Annotated in this window: 19 protein-coding genes; 8 read left to right on the forward strand and 11 right to left on the reverse strand. The window is 42.1% G+C overall.

Translation table 11 applies throughout. The annotated features are described in order from the left end of the window. Window positions 1-31: 31 nt before the first annotated feature. Window positions 32-1,252, reverse strand: coding sequence for an NAD(P)/FAD-dependent oxidoreductase (locus BLS23_RS16470; RefSeq protein ID WP_089654139.1), 1,221 nt, complete (start codon window positions 1,250-1,252; stop codon window positions 32-34). A 295-nt stretch (window positions 1,253-1,547) separates the two neighbouring features. Here BLS23_RS16470 and BLS23_RS16475 point away from each other — a divergent pair, with 295 nt between their 5' ends. Continuing rightward, entirely contained in the window at window positions 1,548-2,534 is a 987-nt protein-coding gene (locus BLS23_RS16475; RefSeq protein WP_089654140.1) for an NAD(P)/FAD-dependent oxidoreductase, read from the forward strand. A 93-nt stretch (window positions 2,535-2,627) separates the two neighbouring features. Here BLS23_RS16475 and BLS23_RS16480 read toward each other — a convergent pair whose 3' ends face one another. From BLS23_RS16480 to BLS23_RS16490, 3 genes are all read right to left on the reverse strand, one after another. After that, entirely contained in the window at window positions 2,628-2,984 is a 357-nt protein-coding gene (locus BLS23_RS16480; protein ID WP_089654141.1) for a HesB/IscA family protein, read from the reverse strand. Window positions 2,985-3,115: 131 nt separating this feature from the next. Beyond that, window positions 3,116-3,346, reverse strand: coding sequence for a YuzB family protein (locus BLS23_RS16485; RefSeq protein WP_089654142.1), 231 nt, complete (start codon window positions 3,344-3,346; stop codon window positions 3,116-3,118). A gap of 68 nt (window positions 3,347-3,414) precedes the next feature. After that, entirely contained in the window at window positions 3,415-3,753 is a 339-nt protein-coding gene (locus BLS23_RS16490; RefSeq protein ID WP_089654143.1) for a YuzD family protein, read from the reverse strand. A 164-nt stretch (window positions 3,754-3,917) separates the two neighbouring features. On the opposite strand from BLS23_RS16490, the gene BLS23_RS16495 reads away from it, so the two are divergent. Beyond that, window positions 3,918-4,139 carry a NifU family protein gene (locus BLS23_RS16495; RefSeq protein WP_089654144.1) on the forward strand — a complete coding sequence of 74 codons (222 nt, stop codon included), beginning with the start codon at window positions 3,918-3,920 and terminating at the stop codon, window positions 4,137-4,139. A 640-nt stretch (window positions 4,140-4,779) separates the two neighbouring features. On the opposite strand, the gene BLS23_RS16500 is transcribed toward BLS23_RS16495, so the two are convergent. Continuing rightward, a complete protein-coding gene (locus tag BLS23_RS16500) occupies window positions 4,780-5,763 on the reverse strand; it encodes a 2-hydroxyacid dehydrogenase (protein ID WP_089654145.1) in 984 nt (327 codons plus the stop codon). A 186-nt stretch (window positions 5,764-5,949) separates the two neighbouring features. On the opposite strand from BLS23_RS16500, the gene BLS23_RS16505 reads away from it, so the two are divergent. Together BLS23_RS16505 and BLS23_RS16510 are read left to right on the forward strand one after the other, a co-directional pair. Beyond that, window positions 5,950-6,456, forward strand: a complete 507-nt coding sequence (locus tag BLS23_RS16505) for a phosphatidylglycerophosphatase A family protein (RefSeq protein ID WP_089654146.1) — start codon at window positions 5,950-5,952, stop codon at window positions 6,454-6,456. A 792-nt stretch (window positions 6,457-7,248) separates the two neighbouring features. Next, on the forward strand, window positions 7,249-8,808 hold the full coding sequence (locus BLS23_RS16510; RefSeq protein WP_089654147.1) for a hypothetical protein: 1,560 nt from the start codon (window positions 7,249-7,251) through the stop codon (window positions 8,806-8,808). Between the two features lie 35 nt (window positions 8,809-8,843). On the opposite strand, the gene BLS23_RS16515 is transcribed toward BLS23_RS16510, so the two are convergent. Together BLS23_RS16515 and hepT are read right to left on the reverse strand one after the other, a co-directional pair. Then, window positions 8,844-9,632 carry a TIGR01457 family HAD-type hydrolase gene (locus BLS23_RS16515; protein ID WP_089654198.1) on the reverse strand — a complete coding sequence of 263 codons (789 nt, stop codon included), beginning with the start codon at window positions 9,630-9,632 and terminating at the stop codon, window positions 8,844-8,846. 21 nt (window positions 9,633-9,653) lie between these two features. Further along, window positions 9,654-10,091: a type VII toxin-antitoxin system HepT family RNase toxin gene (gene hepT / locus BLS23_RS16520; RefSeq protein WP_089654148.1), complete on the reverse strand. Its 438-nt coding sequence runs from the start codon at window positions 10,089-10,091 to the stop codon at window positions 9,654-9,656. A gap of 165 nt (window positions 10,092-10,256) precedes the next feature. Here hepT and BLS23_RS16525 point away from each other — a divergent pair, with 165 nt between their 5' ends. Next, window positions 10,257-10,523 carry a DUF3055 domain-containing protein gene (locus tag BLS23_RS16525; protein ID WP_089654149.1) on the forward strand — a complete coding sequence of 89 codons (267 nt, stop codon included), beginning with the start codon at window positions 10,257-10,259 and terminating at the stop codon, window positions 10,521-10,523. A 56-nt stretch (window positions 10,524-10,579) separates the two neighbouring features. After that, window positions 10,580-10,867 carry a cytosolic protein gene (locus tag BLS23_RS16530; RefSeq protein ID WP_089654150.1) on the forward strand — a complete coding sequence of 96 codons (288 nt, stop codon included), beginning with the start codon at window positions 10,580-10,582 and terminating at the stop codon, window positions 10,865-10,867. Between the two features lie 43 nt (window positions 10,868-10,910). Here the strand turns inward: BLS23_RS16530 and BLS23_RS16535 are convergent, their stop codons facing one another. Continuing rightward, entirely contained in the window at window positions 10,911-11,186 is a 276-nt protein-coding gene (locus BLS23_RS16535) for a YutD family protein (protein WP_089654151.1), read from the reverse strand. 135 nt (window positions 11,187-11,321) lie between these two features. Between BLS23_RS16535 and BLS23_RS16540 the strand changes: the two genes are divergently transcribed. Both BLS23_RS16540 and BLS23_RS16545 read left to right on the forward strand, forming a co-directional pair. Then, entirely contained in the window at window positions 11,322-11,951 is a 630-nt protein-coding gene (locus BLS23_RS16540; protein WP_089654152.1) for a YhcN/YlaJ family sporulation lipoprotein, read from the forward strand. Window positions 11,952-12,029: 78 nt separating this feature from the next. Next, complete coding sequence (locus tag BLS23_RS16545) at window positions 12,030-12,968, forward strand: M23 family metallopeptidase (protein ID WP_089654153.1); 939 nt, start codon at window positions 12,030-12,032, stop codon at window positions 12,966-12,968. Between the two features lie 32 nt (window positions 12,969-13,000). Here the strand turns inward: BLS23_RS16545 and BLS23_RS21520 are convergent, their stop codons facing one another. The 3 genes from BLS23_RS21520 to BLS23_RS16555 form a co-directional block, all read right to left on the reverse strand. Next, window positions 13,001-13,102: a MetS family NSS transporter small subunit gene (locus tag BLS23_RS21520; protein WP_115893550.1), complete on the reverse strand. Its 102-nt coding sequence runs from the start codon at window positions 13,100-13,102 to the stop codon at window positions 13,001-13,003. Between the two features lies 1 nt (window position 13,103). Then, window positions 13,104-14,630: a sodium-dependent transporter gene (locus BLS23_RS16550; RefSeq protein ID WP_089654154.1), complete on the reverse strand. Its 1,527-nt coding sequence runs from the start codon at window positions 14,628-14,630 to the stop codon at window positions 13,104-13,106. 355 nt (window positions 14,631-14,985) lie between these two features. Next, window positions 14,986-16,542, reverse strand: coding sequence for a Na+/H+ antiporter NhaC family protein (locus BLS23_RS16555; RefSeq protein WP_089654155.1), 1,557 nt, complete (start codon window positions 16,540-16,542; stop codon window positions 14,986-14,988). Window positions 16,543-16,614: the final 72 nt, after the last annotated feature.

Below are 16,614 nucleotides of genomic sequence, written 5' to 3' on the forward strand. Positions count from 1 at the left end.
GCAGTGGATCTGCTTTCGCTTTTAGTAATTATTAATGGAAGAAGTTTAGTTTTCCTTTTTTAAGGACGAGTGGTACACCGCCTAGTTTTAGCAGGTAGCGGTTATCGATGATTTTCTTCATCGCGGTTGCTGACCATCCGAACAATTTCTTATCATCAAAGACTACGCCTATCGCATCATTATGACCAAGGGAGGCGACGGTCCCTTTCAAGTCCGGCTCAAATGGTTCAAGGTGATCCTCACCTCTGATCAGACGTGTGAGGTTCGCTGCTGTTTGCTCTGCCTGCTGGATAGCAATTTGTGCTGTTGGAGGATAAGGGCGTTCCGTTTCCTCGTTCATTACCAATGCACAGTCCCCTACGATGAAGACATCGTCGTAACCCTCTGGCCGCAGGTCATCTCCGACTGGGATACGTCCGCGGTTTGCTTCAAATCCTGCTTTTTCAACAAGAGAGTTGCCACGTACACCAGCAGCCCAAACTACCGTGTTCGTCTCAATTTCTTCACGCTGCTCGTCTTTCTCGAAAACGAGCTTGTTTTCAGTAACTTCTTTGATCATCGCCCCAATTTTGAATTCGACGCCTCTTGCTTCTAAGGAGTTCATCGCGTACTCCACAAGCTCCGGATCGAACCCCGGGAGTGCCGTTGGAGCAGCTTCAACGTTGATGATGCGTACTTTTTCACGTGGGATGTCGTATTCTTTACAAAGTTCCGGTACACGGTTAGCGAGCTCACCTACGAACTCGATGCCGGTGAATCCGGCACCGCCTACGACAATGTTTAAACGTTCTTGCTTTTTTTCCGCTTCATTATTATATTTTGCGAAGTTATATTCAATGTGCTGACGAATCAATCGCGCACTGTTGATGCTGTTTATGGTGAAAGCATTCTCTTTCAATCCAGAAATACCGAACGTGGCAGACTCAAAACCAAGTCCGATGACGAGGTAGTCGTATGAAAGCTCACCGTTTTCGAGCAATACTTTCTTATCTTCGGGTTTGATATCCGTCACGGTATCTTGTACAAAATTTACTTTACTCGTATTAATGACATCACTGATTTGGATACGCGTGCGGTCATGGTGTAAGGTACCCGCAGCATTTTCATGCAACCAAGTGGTTTGGTAATGGTAACTATGCTTATTGACCAGTGTCACATTTGCATCATTTGCACCTAGGCTCTTCTGTAACTTCACTGCTGTCATGATTCCGCCATAACCGGCACCGAGAATCACAATGTTTGGGTTTCTCATGGTTAATCACTTCCATCTCGTATTAATGATCCGTTGACTAATGCTTGTGACTACTTTCACACAAGAAAAAATGAAAAAAACCTGAGTCGGTTTCAGGTGAAAATTGTCACAAATTTTTACTATATTATCTGATTTTATCTTAGACCTTTTCCTAACCATTTTCAACCCGAAAGCCCTTTATCGGAATTATTCATCAATTAACCTTTTGTAAAGGTTTACATTCCCCTACTGTTCCCATCAGAAATTTTTTTATGATAGAATGTATTTTAGTGAAATTTTCATCAGGAGGTTTATTATGAGTGAAAAAATATACGATATAACGGTAATCGGCGGTGGTCCAGTCGGTTTATTCACAGCATTCTATGGCGGAATGCGTGAAGCTAGTGTAAACATCATTGAAAGTCTTCCTCATTTGGGAGGCCAACTTACAGCTCTCTACCCTGAAAAATACATTTTTGATGTTGCCGGGTTTCCGAAAGTACGAGCACAAGAACTTGTCGACAACTTAGAGGAACAAGCGATGATGTTCAATCCTACAATTTCTTTGAACCAGGAAGTGGTTTCCGTAGAAAGAATGGATGATGAAACCATCAAGCTAACGACAGACAAGGACGTTCATTACACGAAGACTATCATTATCACAGCAGGTAATGGAGCCTTTCAACCAAGAAAACTAAAGATTGAAGATACCGAACGCTTTGAAGATACAAACCTCCATTACCACGTTAGCAATATGGACAAGTTCCGTGACAAAAAAGTCATGATTGCTGGTGGCGGAGACTCTGCTGTCGACTGGGCCCTTATGCTTGAGCCAATCGCTGAACAAGTGACTCTCGTCCATAGAAGAGATAAATTCAGAGCGCACGAACATAGTGTGTCACAGCTTAATGAATCGAACGTCAGAATTATGACTCCATTCACTCCTGAAAAAATGATTGGCGAGGAACGCATTGAACAGGTGGAATTAAAAGAAGTAAAAGGGGATCGAGTAGAAACGATTGATGTTGACGATGTAATTGTAAACTACGGTTTCATCTCCTCCCTTGGCCCGATAAAAAATTGGGAGTTGGAAATTGAAAAGAACAGCATCGTCGTCAATTCTAAAATGGAAACTAATATCAAAGGCATTTATGCAGCGGGGGATATTTGCACCTACCCTGGAAAAGTGAAATTGATTGCTTCTGGTTTTGGTGAAGGTCCAACAGCCGTCAACAATGCTAAAGCCTATATCGACCCAGGTGCTCGTGTTCAACCTAAACACTCGACTAGCATGTTTTCATAAAAAACAAAAGGAAGAAGCCCTATTAAGCGGTCTTCTTCCTTTTTAAATTCTGAGATAAGAAAAACCTTTCTGTAAAAACAGAAAGGTTTAATATTAACAATTTGGGTCTGGGGTTCCAGCATTTGTTGCTGTTTTGAATGAAGATCCACAACCACAGGAAACAATCGCGTTCGGATTATCAATGGTGAATCCGCCACCCATCATATTCTGTTTGAAGTCGATGGTCGTACCTTCGACAATAGCGGCATCTTGACGGTTAATGACGACCGGGATTCCACTGGACTCCTCTACAAGATCAAGTTCCTCATTGATTTCATCTTCGAAGCCCATGGCATAAGACAATCCACTGCAGCCTCCACCTTTGACACCGAAGCGAAGACGAACATCTCCTTCTTCTTTCATCATCTCTTTGATCTGGTGACTTGCGGCTTCTGTGATATTCAGAATCATACCAAGCCTCTCCTTTCTCTTCTTATTGTCAGTATACTAAATGGCAGAACTTTTAATCAAACATCCCGTATTCAGAAACAAAAGGCACCCTTGTTTAAAGGATACCTTTTCACTTCCATGGCTACACCGTCTTATAGGGTTTCGTCCAAATGTTCATAAATCTTATCGACTAATTCATCAGGTGTATCGGCCATGACACGATCTCCTTCTACAACTGCATATAGCGTCTGGGAACATAGTCCACAGTTTCTTAAACACCCATATTCGACAACATCAAGATCAGGATCTTTCTCAAGGGTTTCTTTAGCTTCTTGCGATCCACTGATCAAGTTATTGATGCAAAATTCAATTAATGGATTCATCCGCTTCACCTCTATATTGGATGAAACCCTACCTTTTCCTAATCATATCACATCATCCGCCAAGTCTGCTATGAAATTTCCTTTGGCTGGAGTCCATTCTTATCCAAGGCCTTATAGACTTTTTTCAGCTTGGGATCCCCCTCGCCTACAATTTCATTCTCAACGAGGACAAGAGGATAAAATAGTTCGTCATCTAACAACTGTTGGATAATGGAAGAGTCAGCGCCATTCCGATCTTCTTCATGGATATCATAGTAATTGTAGGTAACCATTGAATCATTATACTTTCTTCCTATAGCCGCCTGCAGCCATTCATATGTCTCCCTCGAACCAGGTGCATTGACACAACTGGCACATTTTACATCAGCTCCATAAACTGCTACTCTAACTTTCTGCTGTTCCCCCATCCGTACCCTCTCCCTTTTATGTTACGTTTTTTCCATTTTACAAAAGAAAAGAAAAAAGATAAAATGATAATAGTTCTCAATATTAATGTACAGAGACTTAGACAACCATAGATTTTTTAGTCATTTCGTTTTATAATGATACTTAAGAAAGGGGAAGATTGAACATGCATGAACAGGTTCAAGAGGTACTCAATAAACTTCGCCCATTTTTACTACGTGACGGTGGGGACGTCGAGCTTGTCGATGTTGAAGACGGAATCGTCCGCCTGCGACTCATGGGTGCTTGCGGAAACTGCCCTAGTTCCACAATCACTTTGAAAGCAGGAATCGAAAGGGCTCTTGCACAAGAAGTACCAGGAGTTTACGAAGTCGAACAAGTATTTTAATACACCTAACCAAAAGAGCCGCCCAAAATGGAGCGGCTCTTTTTTTGTAATACTCATCCCTATCTCAGTTCAACATAAGCTCTCCATTCTTGAAGACTCAGTTTCGAGACTTTTGTGTGGACGGTTCGGGGCGTCGGGGGATGACTCGCTTTCCGCGGGAGCGCGGTGAGCCTCCTCGAGCTTCGCACTGCGGGGTCTCACCAAGCACTCTCTTCCCGCAGGAGTCTCCCCATCCCCCGACGTCCCTTTACCATATAAGTGTCTCGAAACCACTTCCACAAAGGAAATTTACTATGATTAGCATGCAGATGATAAAGAATGGATTCCCCACATTGAAAGCTGCTACGGAGCGCTTGGTAACACTCTGGCATGGATAGTGGAAGACACTCATCTTCGGAAAAGGGGTTCGTTTTTCAGTCTCATGGTATGGAGTGGTTGGGAAGCTGCGAGACTCCCGTGGGTGAAAGGAGATAGGCGAGATCCCGCAGGACGAAGTCCGAGGAAGCTCGCCACTCCCCCACAGGAAAGCGAGTTGCTTCCCAGCCACCCCTCACGTTCAATATGGCAACGAACCACGAAACATCTCGAAATCGAGTCTTACACAGTGCTGCCAGATACTTCAAAAACGCTTTAGTGAAAATTAAGAGTTATCAGTGCTTGAAGTGACAGGTGTGATTAATGGTTTGCCTTGGAAGTGATGGACAAGATTATCGAGACTAAGCCTCATCATTTTATATCTTGTTTCCTTCGTCGATGATCCGATATGCGGTAAACAGACCACTTCAGGGCATGAAAGCAATGGATGTTCTGAGGAAATCGGTTCTTGTTCAAATACATCAAGCCCCGCCCCGGCAATCTTTTTCTTTATGATCGCCTCATACAGCGCTTCTTCATCTACCGTAGCTCCTCTGGAAGCGTTGATGAAGAAAGCATCCTTTTTCATCCTATGGAAAGCATCCTTATTAAACATGTGTTTGGTTTCATCTGTCAAAGGGGTCAAACACACGACATAATCAGCTTGTTCAAGCAACACCTCAAAATCCGTATAGCTCGCACCAAAGGTCTCTTCCGCCTCGGGTTTACGAGAACGGTTATAATACAGCACATTCATACCGAAGCCTTTTGCTCTCTTTGCAACTGCTTCTCCAATTCTGCCCATCCCAACGATGCCTATTGTTTTCCCGTGAATATCCGTACCTGCTAACATCAACGGAGACCAATTCTCCCACTTATTGTCTTTTATGTATTGACTTGCCTCAATCATTTTCCTCGCTGTGGCCATCAATAAACCAAATGTGAGATCTGCTGTTGTTTCTGTAAGCACATCTGGTGTGTTGGTTACAGCAATATTTAGACGCTCAGCTGTTTTCACATCGACATTATCATAGCCGACGGCCATATTCGCTACGATAGAAAGATTATTGGATTGGCTGAGAATTTGTTCATCTACATCTTCTGTCAACATGGTCATTAAGCCATGAGAAGATTGGGCTCGTTCTATAAAAACTTGGCGCCCTACAGGTTCTTCTTCACGTGGCCACATTTCAATATCCAAGTGCTCTCTATAAGGATTCACGACTTCATCAGGGAGACGACGGGTAATAAAAACTTTTGGTTTTGTCAATGATCGAACCTCCATCTTTTTTATTATTTTATCATAGCAAATGACCGCTGAGACTTTCCAACCTTCTACACTTTTGCACCTTCAGGGAGAAGTTTTGATATAATGAACATAACACCGCTCGTTTGTGCAATAATAAACGCGGGTATGGTACAGTGCAAGTCATGATGAGCAGGGAGGTTTTTCACTATGGCAGAAGAAAGAAAAGTATCCACTCTTGAAAAAACAGCAAGAGATTGGCTGGTGGAAAGAGGGGTCACCATTGATGACATTGCTGACCTTGTCTATTACTTACAGTCTAAATATCACGAAGACTTGTCCATGGACGACTGCCGCTTCAATGTGAATAAAGTACTGACAAAGCGGGAAGTTCAGAATGCAGTCATTACTGGGATTCAAATGGATCGGCTAGCAGAAAAGAAAATGCTTGAAGAACCATTGCAGTCGACCATAGAAGTAGACGAAAGCCTTTATGGAATTGATGAAATCATCGCCTTTTCCATCGTAAACGTTTACGGATCTATCGGTTTTACAAATTACGGTTACATCGATAAACAGAAACCAGGAATCTTACAAAAACTGAATGATAAATCCTCAGGGGAATGCCACACATTCCTGGATGACATTGTCGGTGCCATTGCAGCCGCCGCATCCAGCAGACTTGCCCACACCATCGCTGGAGATGCTGAAGTTTAATAAAAATGAATGATGTAAGTGTAAAGTAGTTCAATGAAGTGTACGACATTTCCGTACCTTCCCATTGAGCTGCTTTTTATTTTCCTCTAATCTCCTTCAATAAAAGCTCCCGAGTGTGGAAGACTCAGTTTCGAGACTTTTGGTGAGTGCATGGGGCTGCGGGGAATGGCTCGCTTTCCGCGGGAGCGCGGTGAGCCTCCTCGGACTGCGTCCTGTGGGGTCTCACCATGCACTTTTTTCCCGCAGGAGTCTCGCCATTCCCCTCCGCCCCTTTGCCATATAAGTATCTCGAAAGAACTTCAATAAATAGCGAAGCTTTCCATATTAGCTTTTAGGTCTTAAAGTGTATATTGTATATTCTACATTGAAAGCCTGCTATAGAGCGCTTTATTACTATAGACCAGGAACTGTGAAAGACACTCATCCTCGGCAAAGGGGTTCGTTTCACACATACATTAAATGGGGTGGTTGGGAAGCTACGAGACTCCCGTGGGAGAAAGGAGATAGGCGAGATCCCGCAGGACGAAGTCCGAGGAAGCTTGCCACTCCCCCACAGGAAAGCGAGTTGCTTCCCAGCCACCCCTACCGCTCAATACGGCAAACGAAACCCGAAACATCTCGAAATCAAGTCTTCCACAATCCTGCCATATAGATTAATAAAGAACATGAATTGAAATATGCTGAATGTTATTTTTCAGACTTCTTTTCTTATCGTATTTTTATTTTTCTGAAACCTTTATAATCTTACTACGTACTACATGAAGAGGCAGAAAAAGGAAGGAGATACAATAGATGAAAAATTGGAGAGGAAAGTTAGTTTGGCTGCTTCCTACGATCATTGTTCTAATCGCTGTAAGCTTGCTGTTTTCTCATAATTATCAAAAAGTCACTGAACCGCCGGATGAGGGTTGGAGCCGCGCCTTGGATATTGGAACAACTCCTGTTTTACGCCCCCCCAATGTAGGCATTCACGATGGGAACCCATCCGTTTCTTTTCTTACCGAAAATGGGATCCAACAAAACATTTACAATGATCAATATGAAATAAAGGAACAAAACTCATATGATATTCCTGTCGATAAATTCACTCAATTCTACATAGGTGAAAACAAGGTAATTCATGCCGATTATTATGGCATGTACGATCAAGAGACAGGGGAGAAAATCACTGACCTTCAAGCTTTTTATCCTCTCGAAAGCAGGGCTTTTTACAGAAATGAGGATAAAATTTATAGCTTTGACGTAAATGAATCTGCTAGTGAAGAGCTTTTGTCACTGGAAAACCCGAAAGCCTCTGTCCATATGGCAGAGACAGACAGTGGTACTTTTTTATTGACAGATGAAGTGACGTCCTCAGGAAATTCACTGACATATTACCAGGTGAAAAAGAACAACATAACTCCACTAGGTGAAGCTACGTTCTCTGTCAAAGAATCTGAACAGGTCAATGATATCCAATTCACGACCAAAAATGACAGTTACCAATTGCTTGTTACAACGATACAAAAACAAAGTCAGTCCGGTAAAATACAAAATTACTATTACTATGCAGAGGCTCCTTTTGGAGAAAACCCTAACCTGAACAGAGTGAATTTTCAAGATCCGCACTCCACATATGAGTTGAAAGAAATATCTGATCTCAGCATTCATAATACAGAGAACGGGCCAGTACTCCTCTTTAAAGCAAACGGTTGGACTGACACGCTTTTCCGGCCTGGCCCGCAATTTAACATATACCAAGCAACCATCAGTGAGAGTAGTGCTACAAAAGTAACACGATTAAGCAATACACCTTCATTTTCTAATTTTCCAGTTAGGCTAAATGAACAAACGGTTTTGTGGGTAGACAATGGAGGAGAAGATCATAAGCTGTTATTAGCTTCAAGCAAACCTGAAGTGATTGAGAGGGCCGACCAGATAACAAAACAAGGTTTGTTGCTAGCTTCAGGAAAGACTATTGGTATGCTTTCCTCAGGGTTATTTGCCCTAATCATCTCTACCTTCTGGTTCTTATGGCCTTTGCTATTTATGATTTTCATTATGTTCTCGAAAGCCGACGCTCTTGACCAAGACCGTTCCTGGGTCCTCTATACAGGAATACTCATTTACTTAATGGCAGCTATTGTAGCAAGGGATCCGATGTTTTCAGATGCGCTTCTCGCTAGAGCTCCAGAGTATTTAAGTTTTCCAGGCAGTCCTATATTGTTTCTTCTTGGCTTTGCAGGAATTGCTTACGGGATATTAAAGGCTGGGGCGCGTTCAAAAGATTGGTCCAACCCGATCCAATTGACCTATTTCATAGGGATGCACATCCTGTTCATCACTGTCTTTTTTGGTCCATATCTTATGTAGAAAAAAACGACCAGAGCTATTCTCTGGTCGTTTCTCTATTTCTTTTCATTAAAATTCAAACGCTCGATCCAATGGAATAAATCTCTGCATTTATATGTGGGTTGGTGTTCCTTATTCTTGATTTCATCGAACGTACTCAAACCAGTTTCCACCATTAATGTATCCATGCCAGCTGTCATTCCAGCTTTAATATCTGTGTTATAATTGTCCCCTACCATTAAGACATCCTCTTTATGATAACCTAACCGTTTGAGTGCCCGAGACATAATTAACGGCTCAGGTTTACCTACAAACACTGGCTCCACGCCGGTACTCACAGAAATGACGGATGTCAAAGCTCCATTTCCCGGCACAAGACCCCGCTCTGTAGGAATGGCAATGTCTCCATTTGTACTTATGAAAGCAGCTCCATTCCTCACTTCCAAACAGGCCAAGGCCAGCTTCTCATAATTAATTTCCCGGTCAATACCAATCACCACGAAGTCTGCTCCCTCTTGCACCAATTCCAAGCTCTCTTGGCGTAAAGCGTCGTATAACCCTTCTTCACCGATAGCAAAAACGCGGGCTCTTTCTTTTTGGCTGCTTATATACTCAGCTGTTGCAAGACTGCTTGTATAAACTTGCTCCGGCTTAGCACGGACTCCGATATGATTGAGTTTCTCTGCAATTTGATCAATGGTTTTTGAAGAGTTATTTGTCAAATACAAAAATGGAAGGTCTTTCTCTTTTAAGTGCTCCACGAATTCTGACGCTCCTTCAATTCGTTCAGCGCCTTTGTACATGGTTCCATCGAGATCAATGAGATAACCTTTATATTCTTTCATGTTCATACCTTTACACACTCCTCAGTTTTTGGAAAAGGCAGACACGGGTCCAAGCTCATTATCCAAGTAATGACGGACACGATTTGGGAAAGCTTGTAACGAGTGTTCTTGTTCCTGCCAAACTTTAACGATTTGATCATGGTCTACTTCCGTATATTGTTGTACAATCATTTTTCTAAGTTGAACAAACTGCTTGTATGCTTTCTGCTCATCCTCAGGTAATACCTTTTCATCTGTCAGGATGTCTATAATATCTTCATAACTTCCTGGGTCTCTCATGATAAAACCATCGATCATCATGTTCCCGACATCAATGATGGCTTCTATGTTCAAGTGTGTCATCCGTTCTAAAAGAAGCTGGTCTGCAAAATGCTTATAAGAGTGTGCCGCCAATTCTTCTTGTATCTTTTCCATATATGATAAAATCTCTTCAATTTTTTCTCGATTGACAAAATACATCTTGTTAACCTCCCACAAAAATGACCTTTTTCATTCATGATACCATAAAAGTCTTACTCTCACGCTTCCTGATTTTTAGTGTCTGATTTCATAAAAATCGGGCATACTATTGCTAAAGTTTTTCGTAGCGGATTATAAAAACAACGAACAGGAGATGATTACATCATGGCACAACGTCCGCTTTTAGAAGACGTCACTCAAAGTACAAGCACTCGATTTGTTTCATTCACAGCAGGTAGTCACCGTTTTGAACTTGCTCTCATGAAGGCCGATTATTTTCAAAACCAAACGATGGTCATCAACTTACCAAAAAACCGACAAGCCTTGCTTGATCATAAAAACATCAACGAAATCGGCCATTTGGAACATATGTTTCAACTCAGTGCAATGGAAGCAGAAGAATTAAGGAATTACCTTCCTGATCTCCTCTGAGGACGGGCATAAAAAAACCTCCTTCGACAAAAAATAATGCGGAAGGAGGTTTTTTTATGGGTAAAGAAAAACGTAAGTATTCGGATTTTGCCAATGTCGAAGCCCAACGTAATTACTTGACTCCCGAACAACTTCCTGAAGGGCCTTATGGTGCACCCAGAAACAAATATGAACCTGTAACCAATGATAAGAGTGCGCCATGGACCGAGGAGCAGCGATATTACAGCGCTTTTAATTATGAAAACAAAGGGCTCCACCAGGATCTTCCTCGTCAAGAGGATGGTGCTCACCCCACTCATGATGAAAAAGATGAAAATGTAAAGCCCTCTGAGGAAGCTCATTAAAAACAAAACAAAAAACGGCGTGCGATGATTGGCGCGCCGTTTCTTATTGACGAATTCTTTTCAGTACAAAGTAGGAACAACCGAAATTACAGTATTCATACAAATAATCTTCCAGCGTACTGATTTTGGTATCAAACGTTGCTTTGGAATTTTGATCATCATAAAACCCTTTTAAACGTAATTGACCATAACCCCAATCGCCAACGATAAAATCATATTTATTCAGGATATCACTAAAACGACTTTCCACTTCTTCTTGTTGAAAGCCTTCTTGATAGTCCTCCAGGATCTCATATGTTTTCCCAGCCAGCTCAATCATTTGTATCACCTCTATCCTTTTTCAGTGTATCACATTTTTTCACATGTTAGGAAATACAACAAAAGCAAAAAGTATGTTTCCGATAAAACTGTTCAATCTAATGATTATAAACAGTTACATGAAGGAGGAACTATAATGAAAAAGATATGGAGAGTATTCACCTTATTGTCCCTTGTCACACTCATTGTTGCGGGATGTCAGGAAACAAAAGAAGAGCAAGCAAAAAATATGATGGATGATGACACGTTGAATGGCAATGCCATGGACGGATATAACGAGAAGCCAAAAGATGGGCAAGTTGGTTATGTGCGCTTTAACAAAGATCAATTAAATCAAGATGCTGAAGAACATCGTGAAATCAAAGTCAATCGTGAAGAAATGGCGGATATGATTTCCCGGATGATCCTCCGCTATGATCAATTCGAAGACGTAGCCACAGTAGTTACGGATAATGAAGTGCTCGTCGCGTACAAAAAAGCAGACGACACAGATCGAGAATCAGCGGCCGATATGGTTCAGAAGACGGCTTATTCTTTAGTCCCAAGCTTTTACCATGTGTATGTCTCTGACAATCCTGCTTCCTTTGGAGATATTCAAAGTTTAAGTAATTCCACCGTTTATGATCAAGGGTATAACGATACGATCGACAGCATTATCAAAAAAATGAAGAAGTCACCACAAGGAAAAGTCGAGGAATCCAACCCTCAACAACCGGATGTTGGACCAAATATGAATACAGAAGAAGAAACCGGGATGGAAAACTGACATCACCCCAATTTTTCCATTCATAACAAAAGCATGCCTGCCTCATGCTAAAGATATCAAAACATTGAAGGTGAGTTTATGAAATACATCGGTTCAATGATCTTATGTCTTAGCATATGCCTACTTTTCTCTGCAGGTTCCATACATGCAGATGAAGAGATCGATGCACGAATGGCATTATATAAGAAAACTTCAGCTATCACTGATATCCCCTGGGAGTATCTGGCGGCTATCGATCAATACGAAAGGCAAGTTCATGACGATCCTAAAGAGGGGCGGGTTACTGCTATTGAAGCGGATCCGATGTTCTGGACTGGTTCTGCTGGAGAAATGCCCTCAACATTCTTCCCGGAAGGCTGGGGTTCAGATGGAGATGGTGATCAAAAGGTTCAGTTGGATAATGACGAAGACGTGTTATATTCGATAGGCACATACTTGAAGTCCTACGGTACCACGAGTGATGATATTAAAATTGCCCTATGGAATTATTACAAGAGAGACCTTACCGTTCAAACCATTATGAATACAGCGAGGGTATTCAAGAAATTTCAGACCGTTAATTTGACAAACCGTGACTTTCCCCTCCCCCTTCAGGCAAATTACAGCTATAGAAGCACATGGGGGGATGCTCGAGGCTTTGGAGGAAGACGCATTCATGAAGGCACGGATATTTTCGCTAATTACGGCGTTCCCCTTAAATCTACAACTTATGGAGTTGTAGAGATGAAAGGCTGGAATAAGTTCGGTGGTTGGCGGATTGGAATTCGGGATATTTATAACATTTACCATTATTACGCCCATTTGCATAGCTTTTCAGAAGATATTAAAGTGGGGGATATCGTACAGCCTGGTGATGTAATTGGATCGGTAGGAGCTTCTGGATATGGACCACCTGGAACATCCGGAAAATTCCCTCCTCACCTTCATTACGGCATGTATCAAGATAATGGAAAAAATGAATGGTCCTTTGATCCTTACCCTTTTCTGAGGAAGTGGGAAAGAATGACAAAAAATTAAAAGCGCCGCACTTCATTGTGCGACGCCTTTTCTTATGATTTTGATTTTTTAACGGCATTCGTAATACTGGCAGCCAGGCCACCCCATATCACGAGCATTCCGATAATCATCATTGTCACTGCACCAGCTGTCATATTAGCTTACCTCCTTTTTTACCTCTTCAACGGCTTTTGAATCCCAACGCTTCAATGTCATCAAGAAGCCGAAAACAATGGCGAAGGCTGCCACGAACCAGCCGCCGAATAAAATAAATCCATCAGCATATCCTTCGTAGTTCCCTGTTTCTGTATCGAACTCTTTAAGAAGGTTCTTCTTGAATAAGCCAAACATCATAAATCCAAGCACAATTGGTGTGATGAGACCAAGACAGACCTTCCACCAGCCACCAAGGCGGAGATCAGAAATACCGTTCGCATGAGTTTGGAAGTCATTGAGGTTACGTAAGAACCAAGCAATAACCACGACTTCAACAAGGCCGACGAACGCCACTCCGAATTGGTTAATGAAGTAATCAGCAGCATCAAGAAGATAAAGTCCCCCTTGTGTCGCGAAAAGCAAGGAAATAACAGCTGCAAGTCCACCACCTAGTCCTACAGCAGCTTTTCTTGAAAGTCCAAATTTTTCGCTCAAAGCAGCTACGTATGTTTCTGAAATAGAGATTAACGAAGATAGTCCGGCTAATACTAATGATGCGAAGAATAGGAAACCGAATAATCCATTCAGTGCAGGGAATTCATTGATGATTTGCGGGAATACCACAAACGCAAGTCCTACCCCGCCACTAACGACTTCACTCACGGGTACGCCGCTCTGGGAAGCCATAAATCCTAATGCACCAAACACTCCAATACCAGCTAATAGTTCAAAGCTTGAATTACCGAAGCCAGCAATGAACGCATTGTTCGTTAAGTCCGATTTCTTCGGTAGGTAACTGGAGTACGTAATCATAATCGCAAAGGCGATCGATAAACTGAAGAAAATTTGACCATAGGCCGCTACCCACACGGAACTATTAGCAATTGCACTAAAGTCTGGAGCAAAGAAAGTCTGAAGACCTTCTGCCGCCCCCGGAAGAGTAATCGCCCGGATGACAATAATTATGAAAAGGACAACCAATGTAGGGATAAAGATTTTGTTTGCCGCTTCAATCCCTTTTTTGACTCCTTTGAAAAGGACCCCAAGAGTAATCAACCAAACGATAAGAAGTGGAATAAGAACACCAGGTACAAGGCTTCCTGTCTGACCAGGATCTACGGATAATTGCAAATAATCGCTAAACAAAAAGCCTTCTGTGTCTTCACCCCATGAAAGGTTGAATGCAAAGAAACTGTATGAAATTGCCCAGGCAATAATGACGGCATAATATGTTGAAATAACAAATGATACAAGTACTGCCCACCAGCCAAGCCATTCTGTTTTACGGTTCATTCTGAAGAATGAAAGTGGTGCTGACCCTCTAAATTTGTGGCCGATGGTGAATTCCATAACAAGTAGCGGAATACCCGCTGTTAACAGAGCAAATAAATAAGGAATGAAAAATGCCCCACCACCATTTTCATAAGCTACTGCCGGGAAACGCCAGATGTTACCTAAACCGATGGCTGAACCGACGGCTGCCAGTATGAAACCGGCTCGTGTTCCCCATTGTGCACGATTTTCCATGCGAAAGACCTCCCTGAGTTTAACATCCTAGAAAAGATGTTTTTTAATTTTTATTTTTCTGATTATTCTGCTTTAAATTATAACTAGCAATGCGCAGCTTGTCAAAATAATTTTTAAATTTTCAGAAATTGGAAGGGGAGTTAAAAGCCTTGAGTAAAATGTACTACCATAATATGGATTAATATGTTTTTATCATACACGATTTATACTATATGGCAGAATTTTGTAAGTCACGAAACAGAGTCTTCAACAATCAGCCTATGTAAAGAATTTTTGAATGGGGAGATGATGACAAAAAAAAGAGAGTATGGACGTTGCACGTTCCATACTCTCCCAAAAAGTATTCCTTTTTATTTTACTCCGTTGGCTGCCTATGATTAAACTTGTGAATAATGAACGCTACAAATGTGACAATAATCAACGTCATCAACAATGGCAGCCACACTCCACCAGACAAGCCTAAGATAACATAACCGATGGAAGCAGCTCCTGCAGCGATAAGGGCATAAGGGAGCTGTGTGAGTACGTGATCAATGTGGTTCGATCCTGCCCCTGTCGAGGAAAGAATTGTCGTATCGGATATCGGTGAACAGTGGTCCCCAAACACAGATCCAGCGAGTACTGCTGACAGTGCCGGCAAAATCAGTGTAGGGTCGGACACTGCCGCGATTTCTCCTGCAATCGGAAGCATAATTCCGAATGTTCCCCAAGATGTACCTGTTGATAATGCCATGAAGCCAGACAATAAGAAAATAATCAAAGGCAGATAGGCAAGGTTGATATCTGCTTGAGTAAATTGCTGGGCTAAATATTCACCAGTTTGAAGCTGGCCGATGATATCACCGATCATCCAGGCAAAAACCAAGATGTAAATCGCTGGTAACATGGCTTTCATCCCTTGACCAAAGACGAGAGAAATTCCTGATTTAGGTTTTGGTTGACTGATATACAGCACAAGCGCAACAACAACAGAAACGACTCCACCTGTGAACAATGAGATATTCACATTTGTGTTTGCAAAGATGGAGAGAAGATCGACACTGCCTTCTGTGTTGCGCATTCCTGTGATGACCATTGTTAACACAGTTCCGACAACAAGAGCAAAGATAGGCCAAATCAGATGAGAGATCTTCCCATGGTTATGCTCCTTGAATTCATCATTCAAATCACCAGGAACGTCCCCTTTTTCAGGGTTATTCAATTCTCCTGTTTCAATGGCTCGTTTCTCATGAACTTTCATCGGACCAAGATCCAATCTTAAGTAAATCGTCAAGAATACGAGCAATAACGCCGCAAACACATAGAGATTTGCTGGAATCATTAACACGAATGCTTCAAAAGCTTGATACTGTGTGATTTCATTCGCAGCCAGGATACTTCCGATCGTTCCAATAATATAAGCTCCCCAGCTGGAAATAGGTGAAATAACAGTAATCGGAGCCGATGTGGAATCGATATAATACGCCAATTTTGCCCGGGATACTTTATATCGATCGGTTACAGGGCGCGCTACTTGTCCTACGGCCAGTGCATTGAAGTAATCATCAATAAAGATGATGATTCCCAGAAGCGCCGGAACAAGTGTTGCCCCTTTTCTCGTACGAATACGTTCGACAGCCCAACGACCAAACGCACGACTTCCTCCTGATGCTGTCATGAAGGCAGTGGTAATTCCTAATAAGAATAGAAATGATAACAAATAAATGTTGCCCATATTCAGTGCGCCTTCACTGACGAAGATGTTTGCGAAAATCGACCAGATTAACGCTAGTCCTCCGCCAATATCCATTTGTGTGAGCAGGAATGCTCCTACGATGATCCCAATCCCTAAGGATAGGATGACTTTCCTTGTCAGCAGAACAAGGATTAACATTAATACTGCTGGAATTAAAGAATAGATGGTTCCTTCCATGATGTTTCCCCTCCGTAAATCTTGATGTAACGGGATTGGAAGGCTACTGCGGATAAAAATGAGGAATAAAAA

The sequence above is a fragment of the Halobacillus aidingensis genome, assembly GCF_900104185.1.
Taxonomy (GTDB): domain Bacteria; phylum Bacillota; class Bacilli; order Bacillales; family Halobacillaceae; genus Halobacillus; species Halobacillus aidingensis.

What these genes read in the sequence shown, in the direction of transcription:
- BLS23_RS16515 (WP_089654198.1), bottom strand. Translation starts at nt 9,632, where the DNA reads ATGAAAGAATATAAAGGTTATCTCATTGATCTCGATGGAACCATGTAC.
- BLS23_RS16550 (WP_089654154.1), bottom strand. Translation starts at nt 14,630, where the DNA reads ATGGAAAATCGTGCACAATGGGGAACACGAGCCGGTTTCATACTGGCA.
- hepT (WP_089654148.1), bottom strand. Translation starts at nt 10,091, where the DNA reads ATGTATTTTGTCAATCGAGAAAAAATTGAAGAGATTTTATCATATATG.
- BLS23_RS16535 (WP_089654151.1), bottom strand. Translation starts at nt 11,186, where the DNA reads ATGATTGAGCTGGCTGGGAAAACATATGAGATCCTGGAGGACTATCAA.
- BLS23_RS21520 (WP_115893550.1), bottom strand. Translation starts at nt 13,102, where the DNA reads ATGACAGCTGGTGCAGTGACAATGATGATTATCGGAATGCTCGTGATA.
- BLS23_RS16495 (WP_089654144.1), top strand. Translation starts at nt 3,918, where the DNA reads ATGCATGAACAGGTTCAAGAGGTACTCAATAAACTTCGCCCATTTTTA.
- BLS23_RS16510 (WP_089654147.1), top strand. Translation starts at nt 7,249, where the DNA reads ATGAAAAATTGGAGAGGAAAGTTAGTTTGGCTGCTTCCTACGATCATT.
- BLS23_RS16490 (WP_089654143.1), bottom strand. Translation starts at nt 3,753, where the DNA reads ATGGGGGAACAGCAGAAAGTTAGAGTAGCAGTTTATGGAGCTGATGTA.
- BLS23_RS16525 (WP_089654149.1), top strand. Translation starts at nt 10,257, where the DNA reads ATGGCACAACGTCCGCTTTTAGAAGACGTCACTCAAAGTACAAGCACT.
- BLS23_RS16485 (WP_089654142.1), bottom strand. Translation starts at nt 3,346, where the DNA reads ATGAATCCATTAATTGAATTTTGCATCAATAACTTGATCAGTGGATCG.
- BLS23_RS16555 (WP_089654155.1), bottom strand. Translation starts at nt 16,542, where the DNA reads ATGGAAGGAACCATCTATTCTTTAATTCCAGCAGTATTAATGTTAATC.
- BLS23_RS16470 (WP_089654139.1), bottom strand. Translation starts at nt 1,252, where the DNA reads ATGAGAAACCCAAACATTGTGATTCTCGGTGCCGGTTATGGCGGAATC.
- BLS23_RS16505 (WP_089654146.1), top strand. Translation starts at nt 5,950, where the DNA reads ATGGCAGAAGAAAGAAAAGTATCCACTCTTGAAAAAACAGCAAGAGAT.
- BLS23_RS16530 (WP_089654150.1), top strand. Translation starts at nt 10,580, where the DNA reads ATGGGTAAAGAAAAACGTAAGTATTCGGATTTTGCCAATGTCGAAGCC.
- BLS23_RS16540 (WP_089654152.1), top strand. Translation starts at nt 11,322, where the DNA reads ATGAAAAAGATATGGAGAGTATTCACCTTATTGTCCCTTGTCACACTC.
- BLS23_RS16480 (WP_089654141.1), bottom strand. Translation starts at nt 2,984, where the DNA reads ATGATTCTGAATATCACAGAAGCCGCAAGTCACCAGATCAAAGAGATG.
- BLS23_RS16545 (WP_089654153.1), top strand. Translation starts at nt 12,030, where the DNA reads ATGAAATACATCGGTTCAATGATCTTATGTCTTAGCATATGCCTACTT.
- BLS23_RS16475 (WP_089654140.1), top strand. Translation starts at nt 1,548, where the DNA reads ATGAGTGAAAAAATATACGATATAACGGTAATCGGCGGTGGTCCAGTC.